The organism is Kitasatospora sp. NPDC004669, from assembly GCF_040609455.1.
Taxonomy (GTDB): Bacteria; Actinomycetota; Actinomycetes; order Streptomycetales; family Streptomycetaceae; genus Kitasatospora.
On the sequence record NZ_JBEXKB010000049.1, the window covers coordinates 1 to 23977 of the forward strand.

Annotated in this window: 21 protein-coding genes; 12 read left to right on the forward strand and 9 right to left on the reverse strand. The window is 72.6% G+C overall.

The window, feature by feature from the left end:
• Positions 1 to 80 precede the first annotated feature (80 nt).
• Together ABZW30_RS32010 and ABZW30_RS32015 are read right to left on the reverse strand one after the other, a co-directional pair.
• Entirely contained in the window at positions 81 to 842 is a 762-nt protein-coding gene (locus ABZW30_RS32010) for a hypothetical protein (RefSeq protein ID WP_355674714.1), read from the reverse strand.
• A 203-nt stretch (positions 843 to 1045) separates the two neighbouring features.
• Complete coding sequence (locus ABZW30_RS32015; protein WP_355674715.1) at positions 1046 to 3118, reverse strand: glycogen debranching N-terminal domain-containing protein; 2073 nt, start codon at positions 3116 to 3118, stop codon at positions 1046 to 1048.
• 208 nt (positions 3119 to 3326) lie between these two features.
• On the opposite strand from ABZW30_RS32015, the gene ABZW30_RS32020 reads away from it, so the two are divergent.
• The 5 genes from ABZW30_RS32020 (at position 3327) to ABZW30_RS32040 (ending at position 9058) form a co-directional block, all read left to right on the forward strand.
• Entirely contained in the window at positions 3327 to 4319 is a 993-nt protein-coding gene (locus ABZW30_RS32020) for a LacI family DNA-binding transcriptional regulator (protein WP_355674716.1), read from the forward strand.
• 54 nt (positions 4320 to 4373) lie between these two features.
• The gene (locus ABZW30_RS32025) at positions 4374 to 5627 is read left to right on the forward strand and encodes an extracellular solute-binding protein (RefSeq protein WP_355674717.1); all 1254 of its coding nucleotides are present in this window, start codon (positions 4374 to 4376) and stop codon (positions 5625 to 5627) included.
• Positions 5617 to 6702, forward strand: a complete 1086-nt coding sequence (locus tag ABZW30_RS32030) for a sugar ABC transporter permease (RefSeq protein ID WP_355674718.1) — start codon at positions 5617 to 5619, stop codon at positions 6700 to 6702. The genes ABZW30_RS32025 and ABZW30_RS32030 overlap by 11 nt, the downstream gene beginning before the upstream one ends.
• Positions 6689 to 7585, forward strand: a complete 897-nt coding sequence (locus ABZW30_RS32035; RefSeq protein WP_355674719.1) for a carbohydrate ABC transporter permease — start codon at positions 6689 to 6691, stop codon at positions 7583 to 7585. Before ABZW30_RS32030 ends, ABZW30_RS32035 begins: the two co-directional genes overlap by 14 nt.
• A gap of 102 nt (positions 7586 to 7687) precedes the next feature.
• The gene (locus tag ABZW30_RS32040) at positions 7688 to 9058 is read left to right on the forward strand and encodes a hypothetical protein (RefSeq protein WP_355674720.1); all 1371 of its coding nucleotides are present in this window, start codon (positions 7688 to 7690) and stop codon (positions 9056 to 9058) included.
• Positions 9059 to 9115: 57 nt separating this feature from the next.
• Here ABZW30_RS32040 and ABZW30_RS32045 read toward each other — a convergent pair whose 3' ends face one another.
• From ABZW30_RS32045 to ABZW30_RS32065, 5 genes are all read right to left on the reverse strand, one after another.
• Positions 9116 to 10927 carry a DUF1003 domain-containing protein gene (locus ABZW30_RS32045; protein WP_355674721.1) on the reverse strand — a complete coding sequence of 604 codons (1812 nt, stop codon included), beginning with the start codon at positions 10925 to 10927 and terminating at the stop codon, positions 9116 to 9118.
• Positions 10928 to 10972: 45 nt separating this feature from the next.
• Positions 10973 to 11236 (reverse strand): hypothetical protein, encoded by a 264-nt coding sequence (locus ABZW30_RS32050; protein ID WP_355674722.1) that lies wholly within the window; start codon positions 11234 to 11236, stop codon positions 10973 to 10975.
• Between the two features lie 157 nt (positions 11237 to 11393).
• Positions 11394 to 12101: a ribonuclease H gene (locus ABZW30_RS32055; RefSeq protein WP_355674723.1), complete on the reverse strand. Its 708-nt coding sequence runs from the start codon at positions 12099 to 12101 to the stop codon at positions 11394 to 11396.
• Between the two features lie 57 nt (positions 12102 to 12158).
• Complete coding sequence (locus ABZW30_RS32060; RefSeq protein ID WP_355674724.1) at positions 12159 to 12911, reverse strand: MBL fold metallo-hydrolase; 753 nt, start codon at positions 12909 to 12911, stop codon at positions 12159 to 12161.
• A gap of 35 nt (positions 12912 to 12946) precedes the next feature.
• Positions 12947 to 13948: a GlxA family transcriptional regulator gene (locus ABZW30_RS32065; protein WP_355674725.1), complete on the reverse strand. Its 1002-nt coding sequence runs from the start codon at positions 13946 to 13948 to the stop codon at positions 12947 to 12949.
• A 280-nt stretch (positions 13949 to 14228) separates the two neighbouring features.
• Here ABZW30_RS32065 and ABZW30_RS32070 point away from each other — a divergent pair, with 280 nt between their 5' ends.
• Both ABZW30_RS32070 and ABZW30_RS32075 read left to right on the forward strand, forming a co-directional pair.
• Complete coding sequence (locus ABZW30_RS32070) at positions 14229 to 14780, forward strand: YceI family protein (protein WP_355674726.1); 552 nt, start codon at positions 14229 to 14231, stop codon at positions 14778 to 14780.
• A 169-nt stretch (positions 14781 to 14949) separates the two neighbouring features.
• Entirely contained in the window at positions 14950 to 15588 is a 639-nt protein-coding gene (locus ABZW30_RS32075; RefSeq protein WP_355674727.1) for a DUF4937 domain-containing protein, read from the forward strand.
• Here the strand turns inward: ABZW30_RS32075 and ABZW30_RS32080 are convergent.
• Positions 15585 to 15992: a nuclear transport factor 2 family protein gene (locus ABZW30_RS32080; RefSeq protein ID WP_355674728.1), complete on the reverse strand. Its 408-nt coding sequence runs from the start codon at positions 15990 to 15992 to the stop codon at positions 15585 to 15587. The two genes, ABZW30_RS32075 and ABZW30_RS32080, sit on opposite strands and share 4 nt — an antisense overlap.
• Before the next feature lie 129 nt (positions 15993 to 16121).
• Here ABZW30_RS32080 and ABZW30_RS32085 point away from each other — a divergent pair, with 129 nt between their 5' ends.
• The 4 genes from ABZW30_RS32085 to ABZW30_RS32100 all read left to right on the forward strand — a co-directional run bounded on the left by ABZW30_RS32085 (position 16122) and on the right by ABZW30_RS32100 (position 19738).
• Positions 16122 to 16949, forward strand: a complete 828-nt coding sequence (locus tag ABZW30_RS32085) for a helix-turn-helix transcriptional regulator (RefSeq protein ID WP_355674729.1) — start codon at positions 16122 to 16124, stop codon at positions 16947 to 16949.
• A gap of 70 nt (positions 16950 to 17019) precedes the next feature.
• Entirely contained in the window at positions 17020 to 17730 is a 711-nt protein-coding gene (locus ABZW30_RS32090; protein WP_355674730.1) for a hypothetical protein, read from the forward strand.
• A 16-nt stretch (positions 17731 to 17746) separates the two neighbouring features.
• A complete protein-coding gene (locus ABZW30_RS32095; RefSeq protein ID WP_355674731.1) occupies positions 17747 to 18289 on the forward strand; it encodes a GNAT family N-acetyltransferase in 543 nt (180 codons plus the stop codon).
• A 573-nt stretch (positions 18290 to 18862) separates the two neighbouring features.
• Complete coding sequence (locus ABZW30_RS32100) at positions 18863 to 19738, forward strand: S1 family peptidase (RefSeq protein ID WP_355674732.1); 876 nt, start codon at positions 18863 to 18865, stop codon at positions 19736 to 19738.
• 101 nt (positions 19739 to 19839) lie between these two features.
• Here ABZW30_RS32100 and ABZW30_RS32105 read toward each other — a convergent pair whose 3' ends face one another.
• Complete coding sequence (locus ABZW30_RS32105; RefSeq protein WP_355674771.1) at positions 19840 to 23001, reverse strand: cytochrome P450; 3162 nt, start codon at positions 22999 to 23001, stop codon at positions 19840 to 19842.
• A gap of 182 nt (positions 23002 to 23183) precedes the next feature.
• Here ABZW30_RS32105 and ABZW30_RS32110 point away from each other — a divergent pair, with 182 nt between their 5' ends.
• Positions 23184 to 23864 carry a PAS domain-containing protein gene (locus ABZW30_RS32110; protein WP_355674733.1) on the forward strand — a complete coding sequence of 227 codons (681 nt, stop codon included), beginning with the start codon at positions 23184 to 23186 and terminating at the stop codon, positions 23862 to 23864.
• Positions 23865 to 23977 lie beyond the last annotated feature (113 nt).

The window sequence follows — 23977 nt, forward strand, 5'->3', positions numbered from 1 at the left end:
CCGGTGGCTGCCGGAGAACGCCGCGGCCCCGGCCCCCGGGGGGGGGGGGGGGGCCGCGGCTCGGCCGGCTCAGGCCCGGGTCAACGCTGGCCCGGGTAGCCCTGCTGGCCCTGCTGGCCTTGCTGGCCCTGCTGGCCCGGGTAGGGCACGTTCGGGACCTGCGGCGGGTAGGGCTGGCCCTGCGGCGGGTACGGCTGCCCCTGCGGGGCCGGGTAGCCCTGCGGAGCCGGGTACGGGTTGGCCGGCGGCTGCGGGTAGGGCTGCTGCTGCGGGTAGGGCTGGCCCTGAGGGGCCGGGTACGGGTTGGCCGGCGGCTGCTGCGGCGCGTACCCCTGCTGCTGCGGGATCACCGGCTGGCCCGGCATCGGGTACGGCTGGCCGTGCGGCGTCTCGAACGGCTGCGAGGACGGGTCGATCGACCCGGGCGGGAAGGCCGCGCTCAGCTGGTCCATCTCGGCGCGCCAGATGCGGTGGATGTTCAGGCGCATCGGCTTGGCGTCGCCCGGCATCTGGAGGTACATCGAGCTCCAGATGCTGGCCCGCTTGACCCGGCTGACCGGGAAGGCGTTGCGCGGGAAGGCCGCGACGACGTCGCCGGGGCGGTTGGTCCAGCGGTTGGCCGTGTTGACCACCACGTGGGTGTTGGTGAGCGTCAGGAAGTAGTACCGGCGCGTCAGAACGATGATCAGGCCGAGCAGCGGGATCTCGCCGAAGATGCCGTTGAGCCACGGGCTGGGGCCGCTCTCCGCGTGCACGCAGGCGATGAAGGTCTCCCCAGGAGGCGCCACCTGCGAGAGCTTCTCGATGACCTGGGCTTTCTGCTTCGCCCGGAGAATTGCCATGTTCTCTGTCCCTCTTACCCCGTCTTGTCCGCCGACTCTCTGCGGCGGGAAACCGGCTGAGGTTAGCAGGTGGTGATGACACTTCGAACACCACCGTGTGCGGGGACGACCACGCCCCGCCGGGCCGGAACCCGACGGGGCCAGGTCAGCATTCGAACCACCCGAACGTGCCGGGGCCCCGGGTGTTCACCGATGACCGCGCATCAGCGGACCGTGGTGACGGTGAAGCCCTGCGGGGCCCGCAGGTGGACCGCGCCGGTGTGATCGGTCTCCACCCCGATCGGCAGCCCGGCCACCGTCAGCCCGCCGATCCGCAGCGACTCGTAGCCGACCGCGAGCTGCGCGCGCACCCGCAGCCGGCGGTTCGGCGCGTCCGCCTCCAGGCCGAGCAGTGCCTGCAGGACGAGCACGGCGGAGGCAGCGGCCCAGGCCTGTGGGCGGCAGGAGGCCGGGTACGGGACGGGGCGGGCGTACCGGGCGCGCGGGTAGCCCGCGTACAACTCGGGCAGCCGGTGGTCGAACGCCGCCGCGGCGCGCACCAGCCCGGCGGCCAGCGGCGCGGCGGCCTCGTGCAGGCCTTCGCGGACCAGGCCGTGCACGGCGATGGCGCTGTCGTGCGGCCAGACCGAGCCGGTGTGGTAGCCCAGCGGGTTGAAGCCGACCGCGTCGGCGTCCAGGGTGCGCAGGCCGAAGCCGCTGTCCATGCCGGAGGCGGTGAGCCGGCGGGCGACCAGGGCACTCTCCTCGGCGTCCAGCAGGCCGGTGCCGAGCAGATGGCCCAGGTTGGAGGCGATCGAGTCGACCGGGCGCTTGTCCCGGTCGAGGGCGACCACGGGGTAGCGGCCGTGCTCGTCCTCGGTCCAGAAGCTCTCCCGGAAGCGCTCGCGCAGCCGCTCGGCCCACTGCCGCCAGTGGTCGGCGCCGGGGCGTCCGAAGGCCTCCAGCAGCGCGGCCGCCTTGACCGCCGCCTCGTGGGCGTAGGCCTGGACCTCGCTGAGTGCGATCGGGGCGTCGGCGATCCGGCCGTCGCGCAACCGGATGCCGTCCGAGGAGTCCTTCCAGCCCTGGTTGGACAGGCCGCGGCCGGTGCTGTCCACGTACTCCAGGAAGCCGTCGCCGTCCGCGTCGGCGTACCGCTCCAGCCAGCCGAGGGCGGCCTCGGCGTTCGGCAGCAGCTCCTCGACCTCGTGCTCGGGCATGCCCCAGCGCCAGGTGTCGTGCAGCAGGGTGAGCCAGAGCGGGGTGGCGTCGGCGGTGCCGTAGTAGCAGGGCGGCAGGTGGGAGCCGGTGTCGAGGTGCTGCTCGTCCCGGCGGACCTCGTGCAGGATCTTGCCGGGCTGCTCCTCGATGGCCGGGTCGACGCCGCGGCCCTGGCGGCGGGCCAGGGTGCGCAGCGTGCCGGCGGCCAGCCCGGTGCCGAGCGGGAGCATCATCCGGGCCGCCCAGAGCGAGTCGCGGCCGAACAGGGTCAGGAACCAGGGCGCTCCGGCGGCGAGGAAGGTGTCGGCGGGGCGCAGCGGGTCGGTGAGCAGCAGGCCGCACAGGTCCTGGTGGGAGCGGGCGATCCAGTGCGCGAGGTGGTGTTCGCGGCCGGTGACCTCGGGGGTGCTCCAGGGGGCCGCGCCCGGCTCGGTGGTGCCGACGGCGGGGGCGGGGAAGAGGTCGCCGTCGCGGTGCTCGGCGGCGCACTCCAGGACGGCCTGCCAGCTCTCGCCGGGGGCGAGTTCGAGCTCGAAGCCGAGGGTGCCGGTGGCGGCGTCGAGGTGGTCGGGTTCCGGGGTGACGGTCAGGGCCGCGGTCAGCGGGCCGTGGCTCCAGCGCAGTCCGGCCGGCTGGGCCTCGGGCCGCAGGGGGGTGCCGGTGCGTCCGGCCTTGACGGTGTCCATGGCGGCGAAGTCGCTCTCGGCGCGCAGGTCCAGGCGCAGCCGGGCGGTGAGGTCGCCGGCGTTGCGGACGGTGTAGCGCTCCACCAGGCGGCCGGGGCGCAGCTCGCGGCGGCGTTCCAGGGTGGTGGCCGGGTCGGCGGTGCGCTCGGCGAGGCCGCGCAGCACGGTGACGAAGGTGGTGTTCCCGTCCGCGCCCTGTGCGGTGGCGACGGGGGTGTTGGGGATGCCCGCGACGCCGACCTCCAGGCGGGAGAGGATCCGGCGGTCGCCGTGGTAGAAGCCGTCCGCGCCCTCGGCGATCCGGCCGTCGGGGCGGGAGGCGCAGAAGCTCGGGGCGGCCACGGAGAGCCGGGTGTCGTGCAGGAACGGCTGCAGCTCGATCGCTGGCATGGTCTCCTCATCCTCGTTCTGGGGCTTGACAGTTGCTTCCACCCGGGCGCAACCTTTCTGACATTGGAGCGTTCCAAGACATTAACCCCACTGCTGGGGACGATGGAACCCCGTATTGGAACGATCCAAGATCTCGTCGACGGAGACAGAACCTAGGATCACCGTTATGCATGCACACTCATCGCCCAGGCCGAGGGCGGGGTCCGCCGTGACCCTCGAAATGGTCGCCGCCCGGGCCGGCGTGGGCCGACAGACGGTGTCCAACGCGATCAACTCGCCCGAACTGCTGCGCCCGCAGACGCTGGAGCGGGTCCGACGCGCCATCGACGAGCTCGGCTACCGCCCGCACCGGGCCGCGCAGGCGCTCAAGACCAGGGCCAGCCGGCTGATCGGCTACGGCATCCGGTCCAGCAGCACCGGCGTTCCGACCCCGGTCCTGGACCAGTTCCTGCACTCGCTCTCCGAGGCGGCCGACCGGGCCGGCTACCGGGTGGTGCTGTTCGCCGTCGCCCCCGGGGACGACGAACTCACCCGCTACCAGCAGCTGCTGGACGAGCACGGCGCGGACGGCTTCGTGCTCAGCGGCACCGACCGAGGCGACCGCCGCCAGGGCTGGCTGCACGAGCGCGGCGTCCCGTTCGTCGCCTTCGGCCGCACCTGGTCCGGCAAGGACGTCGGCGACTGGGTGGACGTCGACGGCGCCGCCGGGACGTCGGCGGCCGTCCGGCACCTCGCCGGACTCGGCCACCGAAGGATCGGCTTCCTCGGCTGGCCCAAGGGCTCCGGGGTCGGCGACGACCGCGCCCGCGGCTGGCAGAGCGCGATGCGCGAACTGGGCCTGTCCACCCGGGGCCGCCGGGTGGAGAGCCCGGACGACCCGGAGCGCGCCACCGAGGCCGCCGGGAAGCTGCTCGCCGCCGGCGTGAGCGCCGTCGTGGCGGCCAGCGACACCCTGGCCACCGGCTGGTACCAGGCGCTGCGGCGCGAGGGCCGTTCCCCCGGCCCGGAGGCCGCCGTCATCGGCTTCGACGACTCACCGCTCGCCCCGCTGCTGTTCCCGTCGCTGACCAGCCTCGCCCAGCCGCTCGACGCGGTCGGCCGCGAGTGCATGCGGCTGCTGCTGGAACGTCTCGGCGACCGCACGCGGCCGACCGAACACGTCCTACTGGAACCGGAGTTGGTCCTCCGCGAAAGCATGTGACGCCCCTCCCGAACCGCCTCCGCTCCCCCATCCACCCTCGCAAGGAGATCCCGCATGGCCACCTCCCGCACCCTCGCCGCGGCCGCCGTCTGCGCGGCCGTCGCCCTCGGCGCCGTCACCGGCTGCTCCTCCTCGGGCGGCTTCGGCGACTCGACGGCCAGGCAGGACTCCGGCGGCAACCAGAGCCTGACCCTGCTGATCGCCACCTCCGGCGAGGCCGAGACCGCCGCGGTGAAGGCCGCCACCGCGGCCTGGGCCGGGAAGACCGGAAACACCGTCACCGTGCAGATCGCCGGCGACATCAACCAGCAGCTCGGCCAGGCCTTCGCCGGCGGCAACCCGCCGGACCTCTTCTACGTCAACTCCGACCAGTTCGCCAACTACGCCAAGGGCGGCTCGCTGTACGCCTACGGCGACCGGATACCGGACGCCGCGGACTTCTCCGCGCAGCTGCGCCAGGCCTTCAGCTACGACGGCAAGCTCACCTGCCTGCCCAAGGACAGCTCCACCCTGGGCCTGGCGGTCAACACCGCCATGTGGCAGCAGGCCGGCCTGACCGAGGCCGACTACCCGACCACCTGGCAGCAACTCGCCGACGACGCCGGCAAGCTCACCAGGAACGGCGTGACCGGCCTGGTGACCGCCCCCGACTACCAGCGGCTCGGCGCGCTGATGAAGGAGGCCGGCGGCTGGGTCACCAACCCCGAGCAGACCGCGATGACCGCCGACAGCCCGGCCAACAAGCAGGCACTGGAGTACGTCCAGACCATGCTGAAGGCCGGCTCGGCCAAGTACGTCTCCGAGGTGGACGCCGGCTGGGGCGGCGAGGCGCTCGGCAAGGGCAGGGCCGCGATGACCATCGAGGGCAACTGGCTCAAGGGCGCGATGGCCAAGGACTACCCCGATGTCCGGTACAAGGTGCTCCCGCTGCCGGCCGGCCCCGCCGGGCAGGGCACCCTCGCCTTCAGCAACTGCTGGGGCATCGCGGCCAAGAGCCGGCACCAGGCGGCCGGCGTCGACCTGGTCAAGCACCTCACCTCGGCCGACCAGCAGTTGGAGTTCGCCAAGGCCTTCGGCGTGATGCCCTCGCGCATCAGCGCGCTGGCCACCTACGCCGAGAAGTACCCCGAGTCCAAGGCCTGGGTCGACGGCATCACCCACTCCCAGCCGCCGGTCACCATCCCCGGGTTCACCAAGGTGCTCACCCAGTTCAACACCGACCTGCAGTCGCTGAGGACCGGCGACCCGGCCACCGTCCTGGCCGCACTCCAGCGCAACGGCGAGCAGGCCATCAAGAATGCCGAGTGAGAGCACCGTCGGCGCGAAGCGGAGGCGCGGCCTGCGCGAGGGAGCGTGGGGCTGGCTGTTCGCCGGCCCCATGGTCCTGGTCCTCGGGCTCTTCCTGGTCCTGCCGATCGCGATGGCCCTGTGGGTCAGTCTGCTGCACTGGGACGGCCAGTCCAACCCGTTCAGCGGCCACGCGGACTTCGTCGGCCTGGACAACTACCGCAGGCTGTTCGCCGAGGACGGCCTGGACCGCACGCTGTTCGCCGTCTCGATGCGCAACACGCTGTACTACGTCCTGCTGACCGTGCCGCTGCAGACGGTGCTGGCGCTGTTCCTCGCCGTCCTGGTCAACCAGCGGATGCTGCGCGGCCGGGGCGTCCTGCGCACGGTGTTCTACTTCCCGTCGATCACCAGCTCGATCGCGATCTCGACGGTGTTCCTGTTCCTCTTCCAGGGCAGCGGCGCCGTCAACCGGATGCTCGGCTGGGTCGGCGTCAAGGGCCCCAACTGGTTCGCCGATCCGCGCGGAGTCGTCTGGCTGGTGCTCGGCCGGTTCGGCGTCGACCAGCCGGCGCCGACGGCCGGCGGCCCGCTCGGGCTGTCCTGGTCGGAGTGGTTCGCCGGGCCCTCGGTCGCCATGTGCACCCTGATCCTGATGGCGGTGTGGACCACCTCCGGCACCTTCATGCTGATCTTCCTGGCCGCCCTCCAGGACATCCCCCGCGAACTGGAGGAGGCCGCCGCGCTGGACGGCGTCAACCGCCGTCAACTGCTGTGCAACGTCACGCTGCCGGCGCTGCGGCCCGTCCTGTTCCTGGTCCTCACCCTGGGACTGATATCCACCTGGCAGGTCTTCGACCAGGTCTACGTGATGGGCAAGGGCGCACCCGGCAACACCACCCTCACGCCCGCCTACCTGTCCTACTCGGCCGGCTTCGACAACGCCGACTACGGGCAGGGCGCCGCCATCGCGTTCGTCCTGCTCGGCCTGATCCTGCTCCTCACGACCCTGCAGCGGTGGGTCCTGCGGGAGCGGGGCGGCCGGCCCCGGCGCGGGCCCCGGAGCCTGAAGGGAGCTCGCCGTGCGGCACGCTGACCGCGAGCCCGGAGCGGACGAACCCGTCCTCGGCCGCTTCCCCCGGCCGCTGCGCGTCCTCGGGTACACCGCGCTGCTCGGCTTCGCACTGCTCTACCTGCTGCCGTTCCTGCTGCAGCTGGCGAACAGCTTCAAGACCGACCCGGACGCGACCGCGAACCCGATGGCGCTGCCGCCGGACGGCGGCACCCTCACCTCCTACCGACGACTGTTCGGTCCGGCGGAGGGCGTGGAGAACATCCCGTTCCTGCGCTGGCTGGGCAACAGCATGCTGGTGACCGCCCTGGTCACGGCCGGCCGGGTGCTGTTCGACTCGATGGCGGGCTACGCCCTGGCCCGGATCCGCTTCCCCGGTCGCCGGCTGCTGTTCGCCTTCGTGCTGGCCGTGATGGCGGTCCCGGGCGTGGTGCTGCTGATCCCGAAGTTCCTGGTGCTGAAGAGCTTCGGCATGTTCGACACCTACAGCGGGATGATCCTGCCGCTGCTGGTCGACGCCGCCGGGATCTTCATCATGAAGCAGTTCTTCGAGTCGGTGCCCCGCGAGATCGAGGAGGCGGCGCGGATCGACGGTGCCGGGACGTTCCGGATCTTCTGGTCGGTGGTGCTGCCGATGTCCCGGCCCTCGCTGATCACCCTCACCGTGCTCTCCTTCCAGGGCTCCTGGAACGAGTTCACCCACTTCCTGGTCTCCACCCAGTCCAGTGAGCACGACACCCTGACCACCGGCCTGGGGCACTTCGTCTCCGGCGGCCTCGGCTCCGGCACGCAGTACCCGCTCAAGCTGGCGGCGGCGTTGGTGTCCACGCTGCCGGTGGCGGTGCTGTTCTTCTGCTTCCAGCGCCACTTCGTGCGCGGCGCCAACTCGGGCTCGTCGAAGGGGTAGCTGCCGCGAGGTCGAAATCCGGCCGAACGGCCGTGATCTCGGCCGGATATCTTAAAAGGAGGGTCAAATAATCGCGTGACTCCTTGCTGATAATGTGATCGCATGTGTACGTGCTGTGGCGCGCTTCGCCACAGGGGAGGGATCGGCCTGGCCCCGTTCGATCAGGCCCTGTCACACAGGAGTTGGACCATCAACACCGCCATCCGCAAGGCCGCCCGCGGCGCGCTGCCCGTCGCGGTCACCGCTTCCGTCCTCGCCACGGGTCTCACGGCCTGCGGCACCGCCGAGCAGCTCTCGGCCGCCCAGCAGGTGTCGAAGGCCTTCGACAAGCTCGGTGACAGCAAGTCGGCCGGCTTCACGCTCTCCGTGGACGCCACCCCCGAGCAGATCGTCGCCTTCACCAAGGCCACCGGTGACGAGGCCGACGAGAAGAGCGCCCGGGGCCTGTCCGGGCTCTCCCTCTCCGTCGCGATCTCCGCCGACAAGCCGCTCAAGGAGGTCGACGCCTTCAAGAACGCGGCGTCGAAGGAGGCGAAGGACCTCTCGCTCGACAAGTCGGTGCGCGTGTCCTACACGGTCGCGGACAAGAAGGGCACCACGCTCCTCGAGTACCGCCAGCTCGACGCCAAGGCGTACCTGCACATCGACGTGAAGAGCGTCCTGAAGCTGACCGGCCAGGACCCGTCCGAGGCCGACACCGTCGCCAAGGACCTGCCCCCGGAGCTGAGCAGCGCCAAGGACGTGCTGAACGGCAAGTGGATCTCGCTCGACCTCCAGGAGCTGGCGGACGAGGCCAAGAAGAACGACGGCGCCAAGGGCGCGACGCCGCAGGCCGTGCCCTCGGTCGACCCTGAGGCCGCCAAGCAGCTCGTCAACTCGCTGAAGGACGTGTTCACCCGGACCGTCACCTTCGACGACAAGGGCAAGAAGGACGGCACCGAGCACATCTGGATGAGCGCCCCGGCGCGCACCGCGGTGGACGAGCTGTACAAGGCCCTCAAGCCGCTGTCCGGCAAGTTCCCGCAGCAGTTCAAGAACTTCCCGACCGAGGCTCCGAAGGACGTGCCGGACACCAAGGTCGGCGTCGATCTCTACCTGAAGGACGGCAAGTTCTCCTCGGCCACCTTCGACCTGGCGCAGCTGGACACCAAGGCCGGACCGGGCGTCAACTTCCCGGTGAAGCTGGCCTTCAACGAGGCCGCGCCGAACGTCCAGGCCCCGTCCGACGCGGTGAAGATGACCAGCGACGACCTGATGAAGACCTTCCTCGCCCTCGCCTCCGGCGGCGCCGGGCCCGAGACCGGCGACGCCACCGGGGCGGGCTCCGTCCCGCCGATGACCGAGGCCGCGCCGCTGACCGACGCCCAGCTCAAGGAGCTGGCCGGCCTCGGCGTGCCCGAGGCGCAGGCCCGCGCCTTCAACAAGATCGGCATGAGCTTCGAGGACATCAAGTCCATGGCCCAGGAGAAGTGATCCCCTCCTGACGCGGCGACCGGCCGGCCGTCCCCGTGGCCGGCCGGTCGCTTCCGTTCAACCTCGTTTGCGCAGGCTGACCTTGGCGCGTGCGGGCTCCGGCACAGCGAGGTCGCTCGCCGCCCGGACGGCCTCCACCGCGGCGAGTTCGCTGGGCACCCGGGAGCGCGCGCCCAGACCGAGAATGCCGCCCTCCTCGTTGGCGTCGGCGACGACCACGGCGATCTCCAGCAGGAAGGCGCGGAACTCGGCGAGTTCGTCCGGCGCCTGCTCTGCGACGATCCGAACGGCCGCGCGGATGGTGTCCAGCGCGGGACCGCGGTACTCGGCGTAACGGGTGTCGGGATGCAGCCCGGTGTCGAAGGTCGAGGCGGCCGCGAGCTCCCGGACGAAGCGTCGCGGGTGGGTGCCGCTCGCCTCGCGCAGCAGCTTGACGATCGCGATGATCTCCTCGGGGTCGGCAACGCCCTCGGCGAGCGAGACCAGGACACCGGAGGCCATCAGGGCCTGGCCCAGGGTCGCCCAGTCCTCGGGGGTGAAGTCCAACTCGCCCACGCCGTCGACGATGCGGCTGATCCGTACCACCTGGAAGCCGACGTCGGCCAGGGCGGTGGGGATCCGGCGGACCGACTCCACCGTCCGGGCCCGGGCCCGATCGGACAGCTCCTCCCAGGGCAGGACCTCGGCCCGGCCGTCCCGCTGGCCGGGCAGCAGAGCCGAGTCGGCGCCGTTCTCGTGCTCGTGCTCGTGTTCGTGCTCCAGCCGGGCCAGGACCTCGGCCTCCTCCTCGGTGAAGTCCTCGAAGCCGCCGACGGCGTCGGAGGCCACCTGCTCGGAGGTGGGCACCATCAGGCAGCCGACCGTAGCGAGGCGTTCGCCGAGCTGCCGGGCCTGGCGCCGGTTGGCCGCCCTCAGCTCCTCGGGCAGCTCCTCCCAAGGCAGCAGGGCGGGCCGGCTGCCCGGCTCCTCGCCGTCCTCGACCGCCACCGTCAGCCGGCTCTGGTGGATGACCCGCGCCAGGTGCCGGATGACCTGGGCGCTGGTGTAGTCGGCCAGGCTCTCGATGACCTTCCCCTGCGCCTCCAGTCGGGCCTTCATCCGGCCGCACTCGTGCAGTACGGCCTCGGCGTCCAGCAGGGTCTGCTCGGCACGGCGGTCGCCGGCCTTGCCCAGCACGTCCTGGCCGACCATGATCACGATCATGAAGATCAGCTGGGCCAGGGTGGACAGGAAGCTCATGAAGGCGAACGGGTACGGGTCGAAGGTCTGCACCCCCAGCTGGGACATACCGATCCAGACCACCTGTGTCCCGGCCGCGAGGTAGAAGGCCCCCATGCTGCCCAGCCGCTGGGTCAGCCAGGCGGCGATCCGTCCGTTGACCCCGGTGACCTGGTCCAGCGCCTGCGGCGGCGGCTGCACCCGGTGCCGCTGGATCCACGGGTGCCCGCTGGTCTCCAGCAGGCTGACCCCGCGGCCGAGAGCGCGGTCGTGCCGGTCCAGGTGCGCCTGGAGGTCGGCGACCTTGGCGAAGATCGCCTCGGCGTTCTCGTAGGTCTGCACCGCCCGGCGGTCGGCTGCCTGGCCCAGGACCCGCTGGCCGACCAGGATCACCAGGCAGAGCACCAGTTGGACCACATTGTCCAGGAACAGCAGGAAGCCGAAGGGGTACGGGTCGACCGAGTGCAGCGGTCCCCAGGTCGCCAGCGCCATCCAGCCGCCGACCACCACCAGGGCGACGTACAGGGCGGGCATCGAGCCCACCGCCCGGGTCAGCGCCGCCGCGATCGCGCCGTTGGAACCGACCTGCTCGTCCGCCATCGCCACCGGCTGCTGCCGTGGCCGATCGGTCCCCGCACCCGCAGCGTTCACGCCCGCTCCTCACCATCGGCTCCGGCACCGCCGCCGAAGTCATGTTCATGATGACAGCGGGCGCGCCGGTCGACGGGCCATTGGACTCCGATCCTGACACCATGTCAACGCCGTTTCCACGCCGGGCGTGTGCAGCTCGACCCGGCCGTCGCGGAGGTGGCTGCGGTGGCCGTCGGCGAACTCCAGCCGGAGGCTGCGGTCCGCCGGGGCGTCCACGACCACGGCGCTCTCGACCGTGCCGTAGGAGGAGTCGCGGTACACCCACACCCGGTCGCCGACGTGGAACTCGGGCGTCTCGGAGACGATCACCGCAGTCACCTTCCCTCATGCCCCCATGGACCTATACGGTCCGCGGCCGCCCGTTGACTCAGCAGCCGGCGGCAGTCACATGACCGCTGTCGTCCGGCGCCCGACCGGGCCGTCGCCCGAGTGCGGGCACTCGGGCGACGGCGTCGAAATGCCCGAGTCAGGCGTGGGCGGCGGCGCACTCCGGGTGGCCCCAACTGCTGCCCACCTTGGTGATCTTGTCGCCCTTGGCGTACGGGCGGCTGCACGGGCAGGTGCCGGGGAAGCGGGCGTTCAGGGTGCGCGAACCGGTCCGCTTGGTCGTGCTGCCGGTACCGCCTCCGCCGCTCGTCGCCGCGGCGCGGGTGCTGCGGGCCTTGGGAGCCTTGGCAGCCGCGGCCGGGTCGGGCACCGGGAGGTCGGCGGCGGTCCCGGCGGCGCCCTGCTGGGTGCGGGCGGCGTCGCTGGCGGCCTTGTCGGCGATGGCGTTCAGCGGGTCACCGTCCACCTGGTGGGCGGGGACGTACACGAAGGTGACGTCCCGGCCCTCCAGGAGCTCGTCGATCCGCTGGATCAGCTCGCGGTTGGCCACCGGCTTGCCCGCGGCCGTCTTCCAGCCGTTGCGCTTCCACCCCTTGAGCCACTTGGTCACCGAGTCGCGGGTGTAGGTGCTGTCCAGCCGCACCTCCAACGGGACGGCCGGGTCGGTCGCGGACAGCAACTGTTGCAGCGCCGTGAGCTCACCGATGTTGTTGGTGCTGTGCCCGAGCGGCCCGGCCTCCCACCGCTGGGGCGCCCCGGCACTGTCCGCGACCACGTAGGCCCAGGCCGCCGGGCCCGGGTTGCCCTTGGCTGCTCCGTCACACGCTGCAATGACTCGTTCGACCATGCCCCCGATCATGCCTGGTCAGGGGGCCGGGAGCCAAAGCCGCTCAGCAGCTCCGGATCAGTCGAGGACTTCGGCGACGCCCGGGGTCAGCCAGTGCAGCCGGTTCGCCAGGCCTGCCGCCGCGAACCGCTCGACGGTCTCCCGTCGCCCCTCGGTGAAGTGCTCCCACGAGGTGTAGTGCACCGGGACCACCCTGCGAGCGCCGAGCGAGGCGGTGAGCGCCACCGCCTGGGCCGCGTCCATGGTGATCAGCCCGCCGCCGCCGAAGGCCTCGATCCGGGCCGCACCGAGGTGCAGCAGAGCCGTGCCGATGGTGAACCTCCGTCCGATCTCGTCCAGTTCGGGGATGTGGACGGTGTCGCCGGAGATGTAGACGGCCTCCTCCTCGCCGGGCACCTCGACCACGAACCCGGTCACGTCCCCGACCGGGCCGTGCTCGCCGGGCGTGCCGGTGACGTGCACCGTCCGGCCGCCGACGGTCACCGTCCGGGTCTGCCAGGGCGCGAGGCCCAGCGCACCGCCGCCGAGCCGGGCGGCGCCGCTGACCGTGGTCAGCACCGGGCGCCCGGCGAGAAGGGTGCGGCCGGTGGCGTCCAGGTTGTCGGGGTGCTCGTCGTGGCTGAGCAACACCCCGTCCACCTCAGGGAGTCGGTTGGCTGCCAGGGCCGGTCCGACGGTGCTGCGCAGGACGACCGGGTCGCGCCGGTACTCGGCGGGGGCGGGGTCGAAGACCGGGTCGGTGAGCAGCCGCAGGCCGCCGATCTCCAGCAGGACGGTCGCGGTGCCGATGTGCGTGGCCGTGATCTTCACGATTCTCCTCGATGATTCTCGGTGGTTCTTCGGGTTCAGGGTGTGGCGACGCGGAACCGCCGGCGGTACTCGCCCGGGGTGGCGCCCAGGTGGTCGCGGAACACCCGGTGCAGGGTCTCCACCGAGCCGAAGCCGCAGGCCCGGGCAACCCCCGGCAGCGGATGGTCGGTCCGCTCCAGCAGCCGGCGCGCCGCCTCCAGCCGCAGCTCCTCGACGTACGCGCCGGGCGTGGTGCCGGTCTCGGAGCGGAACACCCGGGCGAAGTGCCGCTCACTCATGGCGAGTCGAGCGGCCAGCGCGGGCACCGAGAGGTCGGCGTCCAGGTGCTCACCGATCCAGCGACGCAGGCTCCGCAGGTCCGAGCGGCCGCCGACGGGATGGGCCAGCGGGACGCTGAACTGGCTCTGGCCGCCCGGACGTTGCAGGTACATCACCATGATCCGGGCGATCTCCAGGGCGAGGTCGTCGCCGTGGTCCTCGGCCACCAGGGCCAAGGTGAGGTCCATCGAGGTGGTCAGGCCCGCGCTGGTCCACATCCGCCCGGAGCGGATGAACACCGGGTCGGCGTCGACCTCCACCGCCGGGTGGTCGGCGGCCAGCCGGTCGGCGGTCGCCCAGTGGGTGGTCGCGCGGTGCCCGTCCAGCAACCCGGCGGCCGCCGTCACATGCGCGCCCGCGCACACCGAGGCGACCCGCCCGGCCCGGGGCCCGACCTCACGCAGCCAGGCCACCACCGCCGGATCCACCTGCGGCACCGGCCCGTGCGGCCCCAGGTTCACCCGGCCCGGCACCAGCACCGTGTCCGGCCGCACCCGCGCCGCCTCCAGCGTGCCGTTCACCTGCAGCGGCACCCCCGAGAACGTCGCCACCGGCCCACTGCGCTCGGCACACAGCAGCACCTCGTACCCGGGCCGCTCCGGCGCCAGCAGCTGCCCGGCGAGCGCGAAGATCTCGGCGGGCCCGGTCACGTCCAGCGCGTTCACACCGGGGAAGACCGGGATCACGACCAGGTGCGGCAGGCGGGGTGCGTCGTCCATGGCTCCACCCTCGCCCGGCAGCGGGTGTGGCGGCAATGACAGGACTGTGCAGGATCCAGCCATCGACCTTCCGTCGACCGGCCGTGCCTTCACCCGTTCGCGCTAACTTGCCGCGAGGGTGCCGCGCGGCGGGCGGGGCGGTGTCGCGGCGGGCTGGCAGTTTGCACCCTGGCACTCCGCACCGCGCCCCGGCCGGGCGGAGGGAGGGCAAACCCCGGCGTGGTCGGGGGACGCCCCGGGCACACCGTCGCCAGGACCGAGACCATCGTGGAGGCACACCGTGACCGTTTCACTCCCCGAGCTCACCGGGGACTACGTCCTCGACCCCGCCCACACCCGGATCGGCTTCGTCGCACGCCACGCCATGGTGACCAAGGTCCGCGGCGCGTTCCACCAGTTCGAGGGCACCGCCCACCTGGACGGCGGCGACCCGTCCCGTTCGACCGCCCAGCTGACGATCAAGGCCGAGAGCATCGACACCGGGGTCGAACAACGCGACCAGCACCTGCGCACCAACGACTTCCTCGACGCCCCCAATTACCCCGACATCACCTTCCGCACCACCTCCGTCGAGCCCGGCTCCGATACCGAGTACCGGGTGAGCGGCGACCTCACCATCAAGGACACCACCCGCCCGGTCACCATCGACTTCGAGTACACGGGCAACGCCGTCGACCCGTACGGCAACCTGCGGGTGGGCCTGGAAGGCTCGGTGACGATCAGCCGCAAGGATTTCGGCGTGACCTGGAACGCGGCGCTGGAGGGCGGCGGCGTCCTGGTCGGCGACAAGGTCGTCCTGGAGTTCGACATCTCCGCGATCAAGCAGGGCTAGCAGCCCCCACCGACAGCCATCGACGGTCCCGTTGGCGCACCCCGCCGACGGGGCCTCTCCGGTTCATCCGGCCTTCCCGCGGCCGGCACGCCTACATCCCCGGACGGAGCGCCCCGGCGACCTCCGACCGATTGATCCTCCTCCCCCCGGGCGAAGCATGATGGCCCACATGTGGGGCAAGTGGATCGACTGCCGGGTGCGGCCCGGCGCACACGGGGCCTTCGCCGCCGGCCAGCGCCGCTGGGCGGCGCTCGCGGACCAGCCGGGGCTGGTAGGCCAGGTGGGCGGCTGGTCCCGCACGGACGGCCGGGCACTCGTGCTCGCCCTCTGGGCGGACGAGGAGGCGTACGGCCGCTTCATGCGCGAGCGTCATGACGCGATCGCCACCGAGGCTGCCCAGCACGGCAGTTGGAGCTCGATCCAGGTGACCGCCGGCCCGGTGGCACTCACCGTGCCGGGCTCGGCACCGTCCCTCGTGGACGCCCTCCAGCACGCCACCCTGCTGCGCGCCGCCGACTGCCTACTCCGCCCCGGCCGTACCGGCCACTTCCTGGAGGTCCAACGCGAGGTCTGGGCCCCCGGCATGGCAGCGGCCGGCGGCATGCTCGCGGGCACCGTCACCCGCCTCACCGCCGACCGCTACCTGGTCACCACCCTCTGGACCTCCCCCGAGGCCCACGCGGCCTACACCGCCGACGTACTCCCCGCGCTGCGCGCCCGCGCGCACGTCCCGGCCGACGTCGAGTCGCTGACCGGGCACGTCCTGCCGCTGGAACCTTCCTGGCAGGCCCTGCCGTCACGGATCTAGTGGTGCGCGGCGCCGTCGAAGCCCTCGGGGACCCGGTCCACGAAGACGGTGACGGCGGTGATCCGGCCGTCCTCGTCCAGCTGGATCATGTCCGTCCCCTCGGCGAAGGAGGTGCCCTCACCCTCGCCCCCGCCGGTCAGCAGCTCCCACTCGATCCTGGCCCGCTGGTGGTGCACCTCGGGGGTGCGGCGCAGGCGCAGCGCGACGGCGCCCAGGTGGGCGACGAACTGCTTGCGGAGGTCGATCAGCGCCTCCGCCCCGCTGAGCACGCCGACCATCGCGCGGTACTCGACGCCCTCGGCGAAGACGGCGGCCGCGAGGCGGCTCTGCTCCTCGCCGTCGGCGTTCCAGAACCGCACGTACTGGTCGAGCTGCGCGAGGTCCTCAACTTCGGTGTCGGCCATGGCCGGTGTCCCTTCGTCCGGTGGATCGGATCGTGCTTGCGGTTCACGACTGTGCGGCCGGGACGTGCTGCCCGTCGATGACCTCCGAGGTCATTGCCCTCGCGCACGTCACCGGGCAACCTGAACGCCATGACGACCACCACGGCCGAACCGGTCGGAGCTCTGCTGCGCGGCTGGCGTCGGCGCCGGCGCCGCTCCCAGCTCGACGTGTCGATCGCCGCCGAGCTGTCCACCCGGCACCTGAGCTGCATCGAGACCGGACGGGCCAACCCGAGCCGGGACATGCTCCGGCGGCTGTGCGACGAGCTCGACGTCCCCCTGCGCGAGCGCAACGCCCTCTACCTCGCCGCGGGCTTCGCTCCGATGCACGCCGAACGCGCGTTCGACGACCTGGGCGCCGCCCGCACGGCGGTGGCGGCCGTCCTCACCGGCCACGAGCCCAACCCGGCGCTCGCCGTCAACGTCCGCTGGGAGATGCTCGCCGCGAACCGGGCGATGGCGCTGTTCCTCGCCGACGTACCACCAGCGTTGACCCGACCGTCGGTCAACGTGCTGCGCGCGACCCTGCACCCCGACGGCCTCGCCCGCCGCATCCGCAACCTCGCCCAGTGGCGGGCGCACGTGCTGCGCCGCGTCCGCCGCCAGCTGGAGCGCACCTCGGCGGCGGGCCTGGCCGAGCTCCTGGCCGAGTTGGAGTCCTACCCCGCCCCGCCGCCGGACCCCGGCGAGCCCGCCCTGGACGGCTCGGCGTACGACCTGGTGGTCCCGCTGCGCCTGGCCACCGAGTACGGCGAACTCGCCCTGCTCTACACCACGACGGTCTTCGGCTCGCCCCGGGACGTGACCCTGGACGAGATCGCCATCGAGACCTTCTTCCCGGCGGACCCGCGGACGGCGGACCTGATGCGGGCCATCACCGCCCAGGCCCGGCCGGAGGCCACATCACCTGATCCGTGAGAGCGGCTCGCGCGAAGGACCCCGCCCCGCCGCCTCCCGTCCGCCCCCTCCCCTGGCAGGATCTCGCGCCATGACGCGAATCGAGACACCACCGCCCGGGCCCGGGCCCAGGCGACACGGCGGACGCGGCGGACGCGGCGGCTGGGGCGGGAAGAACGACACGCCCTGGCCGAGGCGTCCCCTGCTGACCGCCCTGTGGATCCCGGCCGCGGCCGTGCTGCTGCCGCTCGGCGGCGCGCTGGGCGCCTTCGGCCTGTGGTTCCTGCTCCCGTCGCTGTTGCTGGTCATCACCGGGCTGGTCGGCCTGATCTACGCGCTGGTGAGCCTCTGTCAGGCCGGTCCCCTGCGGCTCGTGGCGCTGGCACTGCTGCTCGCGCCGCTGATCGGGGTCCCGATACTGAGCATGAACACCGCGCAGGCCGCCGTGTTGTCGATGCGCGGTGTGGCCCACCCGGGTACGGTCACCGAGGTCCGGGTGAGTCACGGCAAGACCACCACCTACTCCTGCGCGGTGCGCTACGAGGACGCGCCGGGCCGCAGCGGGTCCGTGAGGTGCGGGGCGGGCGACACCGCAGGCGAGCGGGTCAGCGTCACCGAGGATCCGGACGGCCTGGTGGACCCGGAGTTCACCGACCAGGCCGCCAGCCCCCGGTTCGATCTCGCCATGGACGGCCTCGCCGACCTGACGCTGCTGGTCACCGCCACCGTGACGGCCGCGATCGGAGCGCTGCTGCACCGGCTGCAGGTCCGCCGTAATCCCGTTGCAGGACCGACGGGGTAACGGGGATCCTCCACAGATGGAGCTAGCAGAGCAGGAGATCGCCCTGGGTGAGGTGACGCTGCGCCGTTTTCGCGGCGAGACCGACCTCCCCGAGTTCTTCCGGGTCATCGAGGAGTCGCTGGAGCACCTGCGGCCGTTCATGCCGTGGGTCGCCGAGCACAGCCTGGCGAAGACCACCGCGTTCCTGGCCGAGCGGCCGGAGCTGTGGGAGAGCGGCAAGGACTTCACCTACGCGATCCTGCTGGACGGCGCCATCGTCGGCGCCTGCGGGCTGTTCCGGCGCGAGCACACGCCGGAGAACGGCCGGGAGATCGGCTACTGGTTGCACCCCGCCGTCACCGGCCGGGGCATCGCCACCCGGGCGGCCCGGGGGCTGGCCGAGCAGGCCTTCCGGCTTCCCGGCGTGGACTACGTCGAGATCGTGCACGACCCGGCCAACCACGCGAGCGCCACCGTTCCGGCCCGGCTCGGCTTCACCGAGTACCTGCGCCGCCCCGCCGAGGCCCTCGCCCCGGCCGAGACCGGCGAGGAGCAGGTCTGGCGGCTCGACCGCCCCTGACGGACAGGTCCCGACGGCCCGCCGCCGTGGGGGAATGCGCGCGGACCGCCGGGTGCGCCGGCCGGACGGGACGATCCGGCCGTGCGCCGTGGGAACGAACGCGGCCGGAGACCCTCATCTCCGCGCGAAGCGCCCCATCTCGAACCCCGCGTTCCGGCCGCACACCTCTGCCGCGGCCTCGCGCGTTCGCTCCCACGCCCAGGAGACCGTCGGCGGACCACCGCGATAACACTTTTCTTTTCGGCCATCCCGCCCCGGAGACCTGATTGACGGTTCATCACCACTCGGGAACCTGCTGACCGCCCCCGAGGCGGCGCCCGCCTGGAACGCTCCCTCGCCGGACCCGCGGGTCACTCCACGGCGCTCGGGTCCGCCGACACCGCGCCCGACACCCCGTCAGGAAGCTTGTACCGAACCATCCGTTTCTTCATACTTTCGGACAGCGCCTGTCAGGGGCAGATCATCCGCCGCGCTTCCGGACAGCATCGGCCGGGGTCCGCCCACCACCTGACCGCGCCTCACGGCCCCAACCCCCAGGGGCCTCTCACTCCCAGGAGGAGATCGGTGAGGACCATGCACAGGGCCCCCCACACCGGCATGACCCGAAGCATCCGCCTGCTCGCCGCGACGGTCGGCCTGCTGACCGCCACCGCGGTCGCCGCGCCGGGCGCCGCCGCCGCTCCCGCCCGCACCGCCGCGCCGGAACAGCTCGCGGCGGTCAGCGACGCCGTCCTGAACGCCGGGGTCGACGGGACGGCCTGGTACGTCGACCAGGGCGCCGGCCGCGTCGTGGTGACCGCCGACAGCACGGTGCCCCCCGCCGGGCTCGCCAAGATCATGCGCGCCGCCGGTTCCGTCGGCGCCCCCCTGTCCATCCACCGCGTCGCCGGCGCCTTCACCCCGCTGATCGCCGCGGGCGACGCCGTCTACGGCGGTCAGTACCGCTGTTCGCTCGGCTTCAACGTGGTGAGCGGCGACACCCACTACTTCCTCACCGCCGGCCACTGCGGGAACGTCGCCCAGACCTGGTACACCGACAAGGCCCACACCACGCTGATCGGGCCGACCGTCAACTCCAGCTTCCCGGGCACCGACTACGCGCTGGTCCGGTACGACGGCAACACGCCGGCGCACCCCGGAGGGTTCACCTCCGCACCCAACGCGTACATCGGCGAGTCGGTCACCCGCACCGGCTCGACCTCCGGCACCCGCACCGGCACGGTCACCGGGCTCAACGTCACCGTGCGCTACTCCGACGGCAGCACCGTCCGCGGCCTGATCCAGACCGACGTCTGCGCCGAGCCCGGCGACTCGGGCGGCCCGCTGTACGAGGGCACCAAGGCGCTCGGCCTCACCTCGGGCGGCAGCGGCGACTGCACCGTCGGCGGAACGACCTTCTTCCAACCGGTGAACGCCGCGCTCGCCAAGTACAAGGTGAGCGTCTACTGACCCCCGGCCACTGATCCCGAACCACTGATCCCGAACCACTGATCCCGGGGCCGGCTGCCCACTGCTTCGGAGCAGCGGGCAGCCGGCCCCGGTGGCGGGGCTCAGCCCGCGTACACGTCCTCGACGTAGCGGCCGTCCTCGACCAGCCCCTGCAGCCAGTCCCGCGCCTGCTGCTCGTCCGCCCCCGGCGTGCGCTGCCGGTAGAGCGCCCGGAAGGCGTCCCGCACGCCCGGCGCCATCCGGGCGCCGTCGCCGCAGACGTACACCTCCGCGCCGGCCGCCAGCAGCTCCCAGACCTCCGCCGCCTCGACGGCGATGCGGTCCTGGACGAAGCGCTGCCCGTCCACCGGCCGCTCGCTGAACGCGGGCCGCATCGAGACCGCGCCGGCCCGTTCGGCCGCCTCCAGCTCGGCCCGGTGCAGGTAGTCCGCCTCCGGGTCGTCGCAGCCGAAGTACAGCAGCGCCGGGGCGAGTTCGCCGCCGCCGTCGACCCGCGCGCACCGGTCGGCGACCGCCCCGCGGAAGGGCGCCAGGCCGGTCCCGGCCGCGATCATGATCACCGGGGTGTCGTGACCGATCCGGAACACCTCCCGGCACGGCCGCACCCGGGCGCGCACGGTGTCGCCGACGGCCACCCGGTCGAGGAAGCCGGAGCCGGTGCCCCGGAAGGTGCCCCGGCCCGAGCGGGCCGGCGCGCTCAGCACCGAGACCATCAGGTCGATCTGCCCCGCGTCACCGGCGGGCGAGGAGGAGATCGAGTAGTGCCGCGGCCGGATCGGCGGCAGCAGCTCCAGCAGCACCGGCCAGCTCAGCCGCTCCCGCAGGGCCTGGTGGTCCTCGATCAGGTCCAGCAGGGTGCGCCGGTCGTCGGCGGGCAGCGCCCGCAGCGCGGCCTGCTCCGGCGGGCAGGGGTTGAGCCCGGCCAGCACGGCGCGCTGCTCGGCACTCGGCCGATCCTGCAACTCGACGTGGTGGGTGAGCAGTTCGCGCACCGTCAGCGGGCGGTCCACGGCCAGGCCGGTACGCCGGTGCGGCATGATGGAGAGCACGGTGTCGAGGTCTGCGCCGAACAGCTTGGCGGCGCGCTCGACCAGCTCCGGGTCGTTGGCCGGAAGCACGGTGAGGTGATCGGCGGTCCGGTAGCCCACCCCCTCCGGCAGTGCCAGCCGGACCAGCCGCTTCACCCGGTGGTACGCCGGGTCGGTCAGGCTGTCGACGGCGGTGACGGTCAGCTCGCCCATGCCGTGCCGGGCGGCCAGCGCGTCCAGCGGGCCGCCGACCAGCTCGGTCACCGTGCACGCGGCCTCCTCCTGCCGCACGGCCGGGGCGTCGGCGTCCCCGTAGCGCTCCAGTAGGGCGACGCCCAGCGCATCGGTGAACGCCCGGACCGCACCGGCCAGGTCCCCGGAGGCGTCGGCCTCGGCGCGGGCCATCAGCCGGGTGCCGCCGAGGGCGGCGAGCCGGTCGTCGATCAGGGCGGGGATGCGCTGGTAGGTGGCGGCATAGGTGCGGTCGCCGATGCCGAGCACCGCGTACTCGACCCCGTCGGCCGCCCCGTCCTCCTGCAGCCGGCGGACGAACACGGCCGCGTCGTCGGTCGGCTGCCCGTTGTACGAGGCGGCGGTGATCACCACCGGGCGGTCGGCGGGCAGGCCGTCCGCGTACGCGTCCAGCGGGGCGATCTCGGTGGCGCAGCCGAGTTCGGCGGCGACGTCCGCGAGTTGGTGCGAGAACTCGCGACAGGCGCCGTAGTTGGAGCCGTGCAGGAGCAGCAGGCCGGTCCCCTGCCGGACCCGGCCGGGGAGCTCGGACCGGGCGGCCCGCTCGGCCGTGGCCGCGCTCTCGACCGGCTGCGCCGCGGGCGCGGGGGTGCGCGGGGCCAGGGCGAGGGTGAACCCGTCGGGCTTGATGGTGAGGGTCTGCTTGATGGTCAGCCGGTAGTCGGCGTGGTCGATCAGCCGGTAGCGGTGGACCAGCACGGCCAGCAGCATGGTGGCCTCGTGCAGCGCGAACTGCCGCCCGATGCAGGCGCGTTCGCCGGTGCCGAAGGGCTTGAAGGCGTGCGGCGAGCGGGCCTCCTCGCGCTCGGGGTCGAACCGGGACGGGTCGAACAGCTCCGGGTTGTCACCCCAGGCCGGGTCGCGGTGCAGCATCGGGGTCACCACGAAGATCGGCTGCCCGGGGCGGACCGGGATCCGCCCGCCGAGCAGGGTCTCCTCGCGCGCCTCCCGGCTGAACTGGGGCGCCGTCGGCCACAGCCGCAGCGCCTCGTTGAGCACCTGGCGGGTGTGACGCAGCCGTCCGACGTCCTCGAACGAGGGCTCCGGGTCGGCCTGGTCGCCCCAGAGCGCGTCCACCTCCCGCTGGAGGCGCCGGAGTTCGGAGGGGTGCTTGGACAGGTAGTACAGCGCGAAGGAGAGCGCGCCCGAGGTGGTCTCGTGACCGGCGATCAGGAAGGTGATCACCTGGTTGCGGATGTTCTCGATGTCCAGCCGGGTGCCGTCGACGGGGTGCACCGCGCCGAGCATCAGCCCGAGCAGGTCCTCGGCCGGGCCCTGCTCGCCACTCCCGGCCCGGGCGGCGATCACCTCGTCCACCACCCCGGCCAGATAGTCGGCGTCGGCCCGGAACGCGGCGTCGCGCCCGCTGTGGTCGAGCTGCGGGTCGCGGGTGAGCCGGGTCATCGCCCAGTCCAGGCAGCGCACCATCGCCTCGACGAAGGGGTGCGGCTCGTCCCGTTCGAAGGAGCCGAAGTCGAAGCCGAAGCCGGCCAACCCGATGGTGTCCAGGGTCATCCTGGTCATGTCGCCGGGTACGTCCACGGTCAGCCCGGCGGCCGAGCGGCGGTCCCAGGAGTCGATCAGCCGACGGGCCACCCGCAGCATCACCGGATGGTAGGTGCGCATCGAGCCGAGCGCGAAGGCCGGCACCAGGATGTCGTGCGCCCGGGCCCAGTTGGGCTCCTCGTTGTAGGCGGTGAACAGGCCGTCGCCGGTGAACTCGCGGACGTTCTCCAGCGCAGGGCCGACGGCCTTGCGGAACCGCTCCTCGTCGGCCAGTTCCTCCACCAGCTCCAGGCTGCTGACCATCACGGTGTCCCGCCCGTGCAGTCGCTGGACGAAGGCCGGGCCGTGCGCTCTGACCAGCTCGATGGTCCGCAGCACGGGGGCGGAGACCGGCGGCAGCCCGGAGATGTCCACCAGGGGGACGTTCTGGGCCTCCGTCGGCGCCCCGGTCGCCGGGGTCGGCTCGGCCTCGGTCATGGTCTCGGTCATCGTTTGGTCCCTCCCAGGCAGGAAAGTTCTCGACTCCTCCACTCTGCGCCCCCGGGACACCCGCATGGCAACGATCACTACATGATTGTGTAGTGCCAGCGGCATCCGGAGACTTGCCCACGACCCGTCAGATCTGATGCGGGCCGGCTGCCGCGGGAGGAGAGCGGAGCATGCGACCGACCGACGGCTGCGGTCCGGCGCCCGGCACCCGGCTGGACGCCGCGGTGATCTGGCGCAACCGGGCGCTGCGTCTGCTGGACCATGTGCCGCTGCCCATCGCCGTGGTGAGGTTCGGCGGCGGGATCCTGATCGTCAACCGCGCGATGGCGGCCGAATTCGGCCTGCTGCCGGGGCAGTTGCGCAACCGACGGATCCTGGACTTCTTCACCCCGCGGGACAGCGCCACCCTGCAGGCACTCACCGAGGCCGTCCGGCTGCACCGCCGCTCGCAGTACCCGGCCCGAGTGTCCTGGACGCCCTCCAGCGGCGGCGAGCGCCACGGCGAGATGACCGTCGACCTGGTCAGCGACACCCCCGAACAGACCCCGAACCTGCTGCTCTCGCTGCGCGCCCTCGACGAAACCGCCGCCCGCCCCGCACCGCCGTCGGCGAACCCGAGCGCCGTGGCCAGCCCGATCGAGGCCCGTATCCTCGCCGCGGCCGCCCGGGGCGCCACCACCGCCCGGATCGCCAAGGAGATCGGCCTCACCGCGGACGGCGTCAACTACCACCTGGCCCGCCTCACCCGTCGCTGGCAACTGCCCAACCGCACCGCCCTGGTGGCCCGCGCCTACGCCCTCGGCGTCCTCACCCCGGGCGCCTGGCCCCCGGAGGTGGCCGGGCCCCGGTGACACGGCGGCCCTGTTCGGTGCCGCTCCCCCGTTGCGCCGCAGAACCGCCCGCACGACCTGCGAATGGACGCGCCCGACTCGCCGCCGTCGCTGCCGCATGCTGCCGTAAGACG

Excerpts from the sequence above, each read along its gene's own strand:
- ABZW30_RS32010 (WP_355674714.1), bottom strand. The coding sequence starts at position 842 with ATGGCAATTCTCCGGGCGAAGCAGAAAGCCCAGGTCATCGAGAAGCTC.
- ABZW30_RS32015 (WP_355674715.1), bottom strand. The coding sequence starts at position 3,118 with ATGCCAGCGATCGAGCTGCAGCCGTTCCTGCACGACACCCGGCTCTCC.
- ABZW30_RS32025 (WP_355674717.1), top strand. The coding sequence starts at position 4,374 with ATGGCCACCTCCCGCACCCTCGCCGCGGCCGCCGTCTGCGCGGCCGTC.
- ABZW30_RS32030 (WP_355674718.1), top strand. The coding sequence starts at position 5,617 with ATGCCGAGTGAGAGCACCGTCGGCGCGAAGCGGAGGCGCGGCCTGCGC.
- ABZW30_RS32040 (WP_355674720.1), top strand. The coding sequence starts at position 7,688 with ATGTGTACGTGCTGTGGCGCGCTTCGCCACAGGGGAGGGATCGGCCTG.
- ABZW30_RS32055 (WP_355674723.1), bottom strand. The coding sequence starts at position 12,101 with ATGGTCGAACGAGTCATTGCAGCGTGTGACGGAGCAGCCAAGGGCAAC.
- ABZW30_RS32065 (WP_355674725.1), bottom strand. The coding sequence starts at position 13,948 with ATGGACGACGCACCCCGCCTGCCGCACCTGGTCGTGATCCCGGTCTTC.
- ABZW30_RS32075 (WP_355674727.1), top strand. The coding sequence starts at position 14,950 with ATGTGGGGCAAGTGGATCGACTGCCGGGTGCGGCCCGGCGCACACGGG.
- ABZW30_RS32080 (WP_355674728.1), bottom strand. The coding sequence starts at position 15,992 with ATGGCCGACACCGAAGTTGAGGACCTCGCGCAGCTCGACCAGTACGTG.
- ABZW30_RS32085 (WP_355674729.1), top strand. The coding sequence starts at position 16,122 with ATGACGACCACCACGGCCGAACCGGTCGGAGCTCTGCTGCGCGGCTGG.
- ABZW30_RS32090 (WP_355674730.1), top strand. The coding sequence starts at position 17,020 with ATGACGCGAATCGAGACACCACCGCCCGGGCCCGGGCCCAGGCGACAC.
- ABZW30_RS32095 (WP_355674731.1), top strand. The coding sequence starts at position 17,747 with ATGGAGCTAGCAGAGCAGGAGATCGCCCTGGGTGAGGTGACGCTGCGC.
- ABZW30_RS32100 (WP_355674732.1), top strand. The coding sequence starts at position 18,863 with ATGCACAGGGCCCCCCACACCGGCATGACCCGAAGCATCCGCCTGCTC.
- ABZW30_RS32105 (WP_355674771.1), bottom strand. The coding sequence starts at position 23,001 with ATGACCGAGGCCGAGCCGACCCCGGCGACCGGGGCGCCGACGGAGGCC.
- ABZW30_RS32110 (WP_355674733.1), top strand. The coding sequence starts at position 23,184 with ATGCGACCGACCGACGGCTGCGGTCCGGCGCCCGGCACCCGGCTGGAC.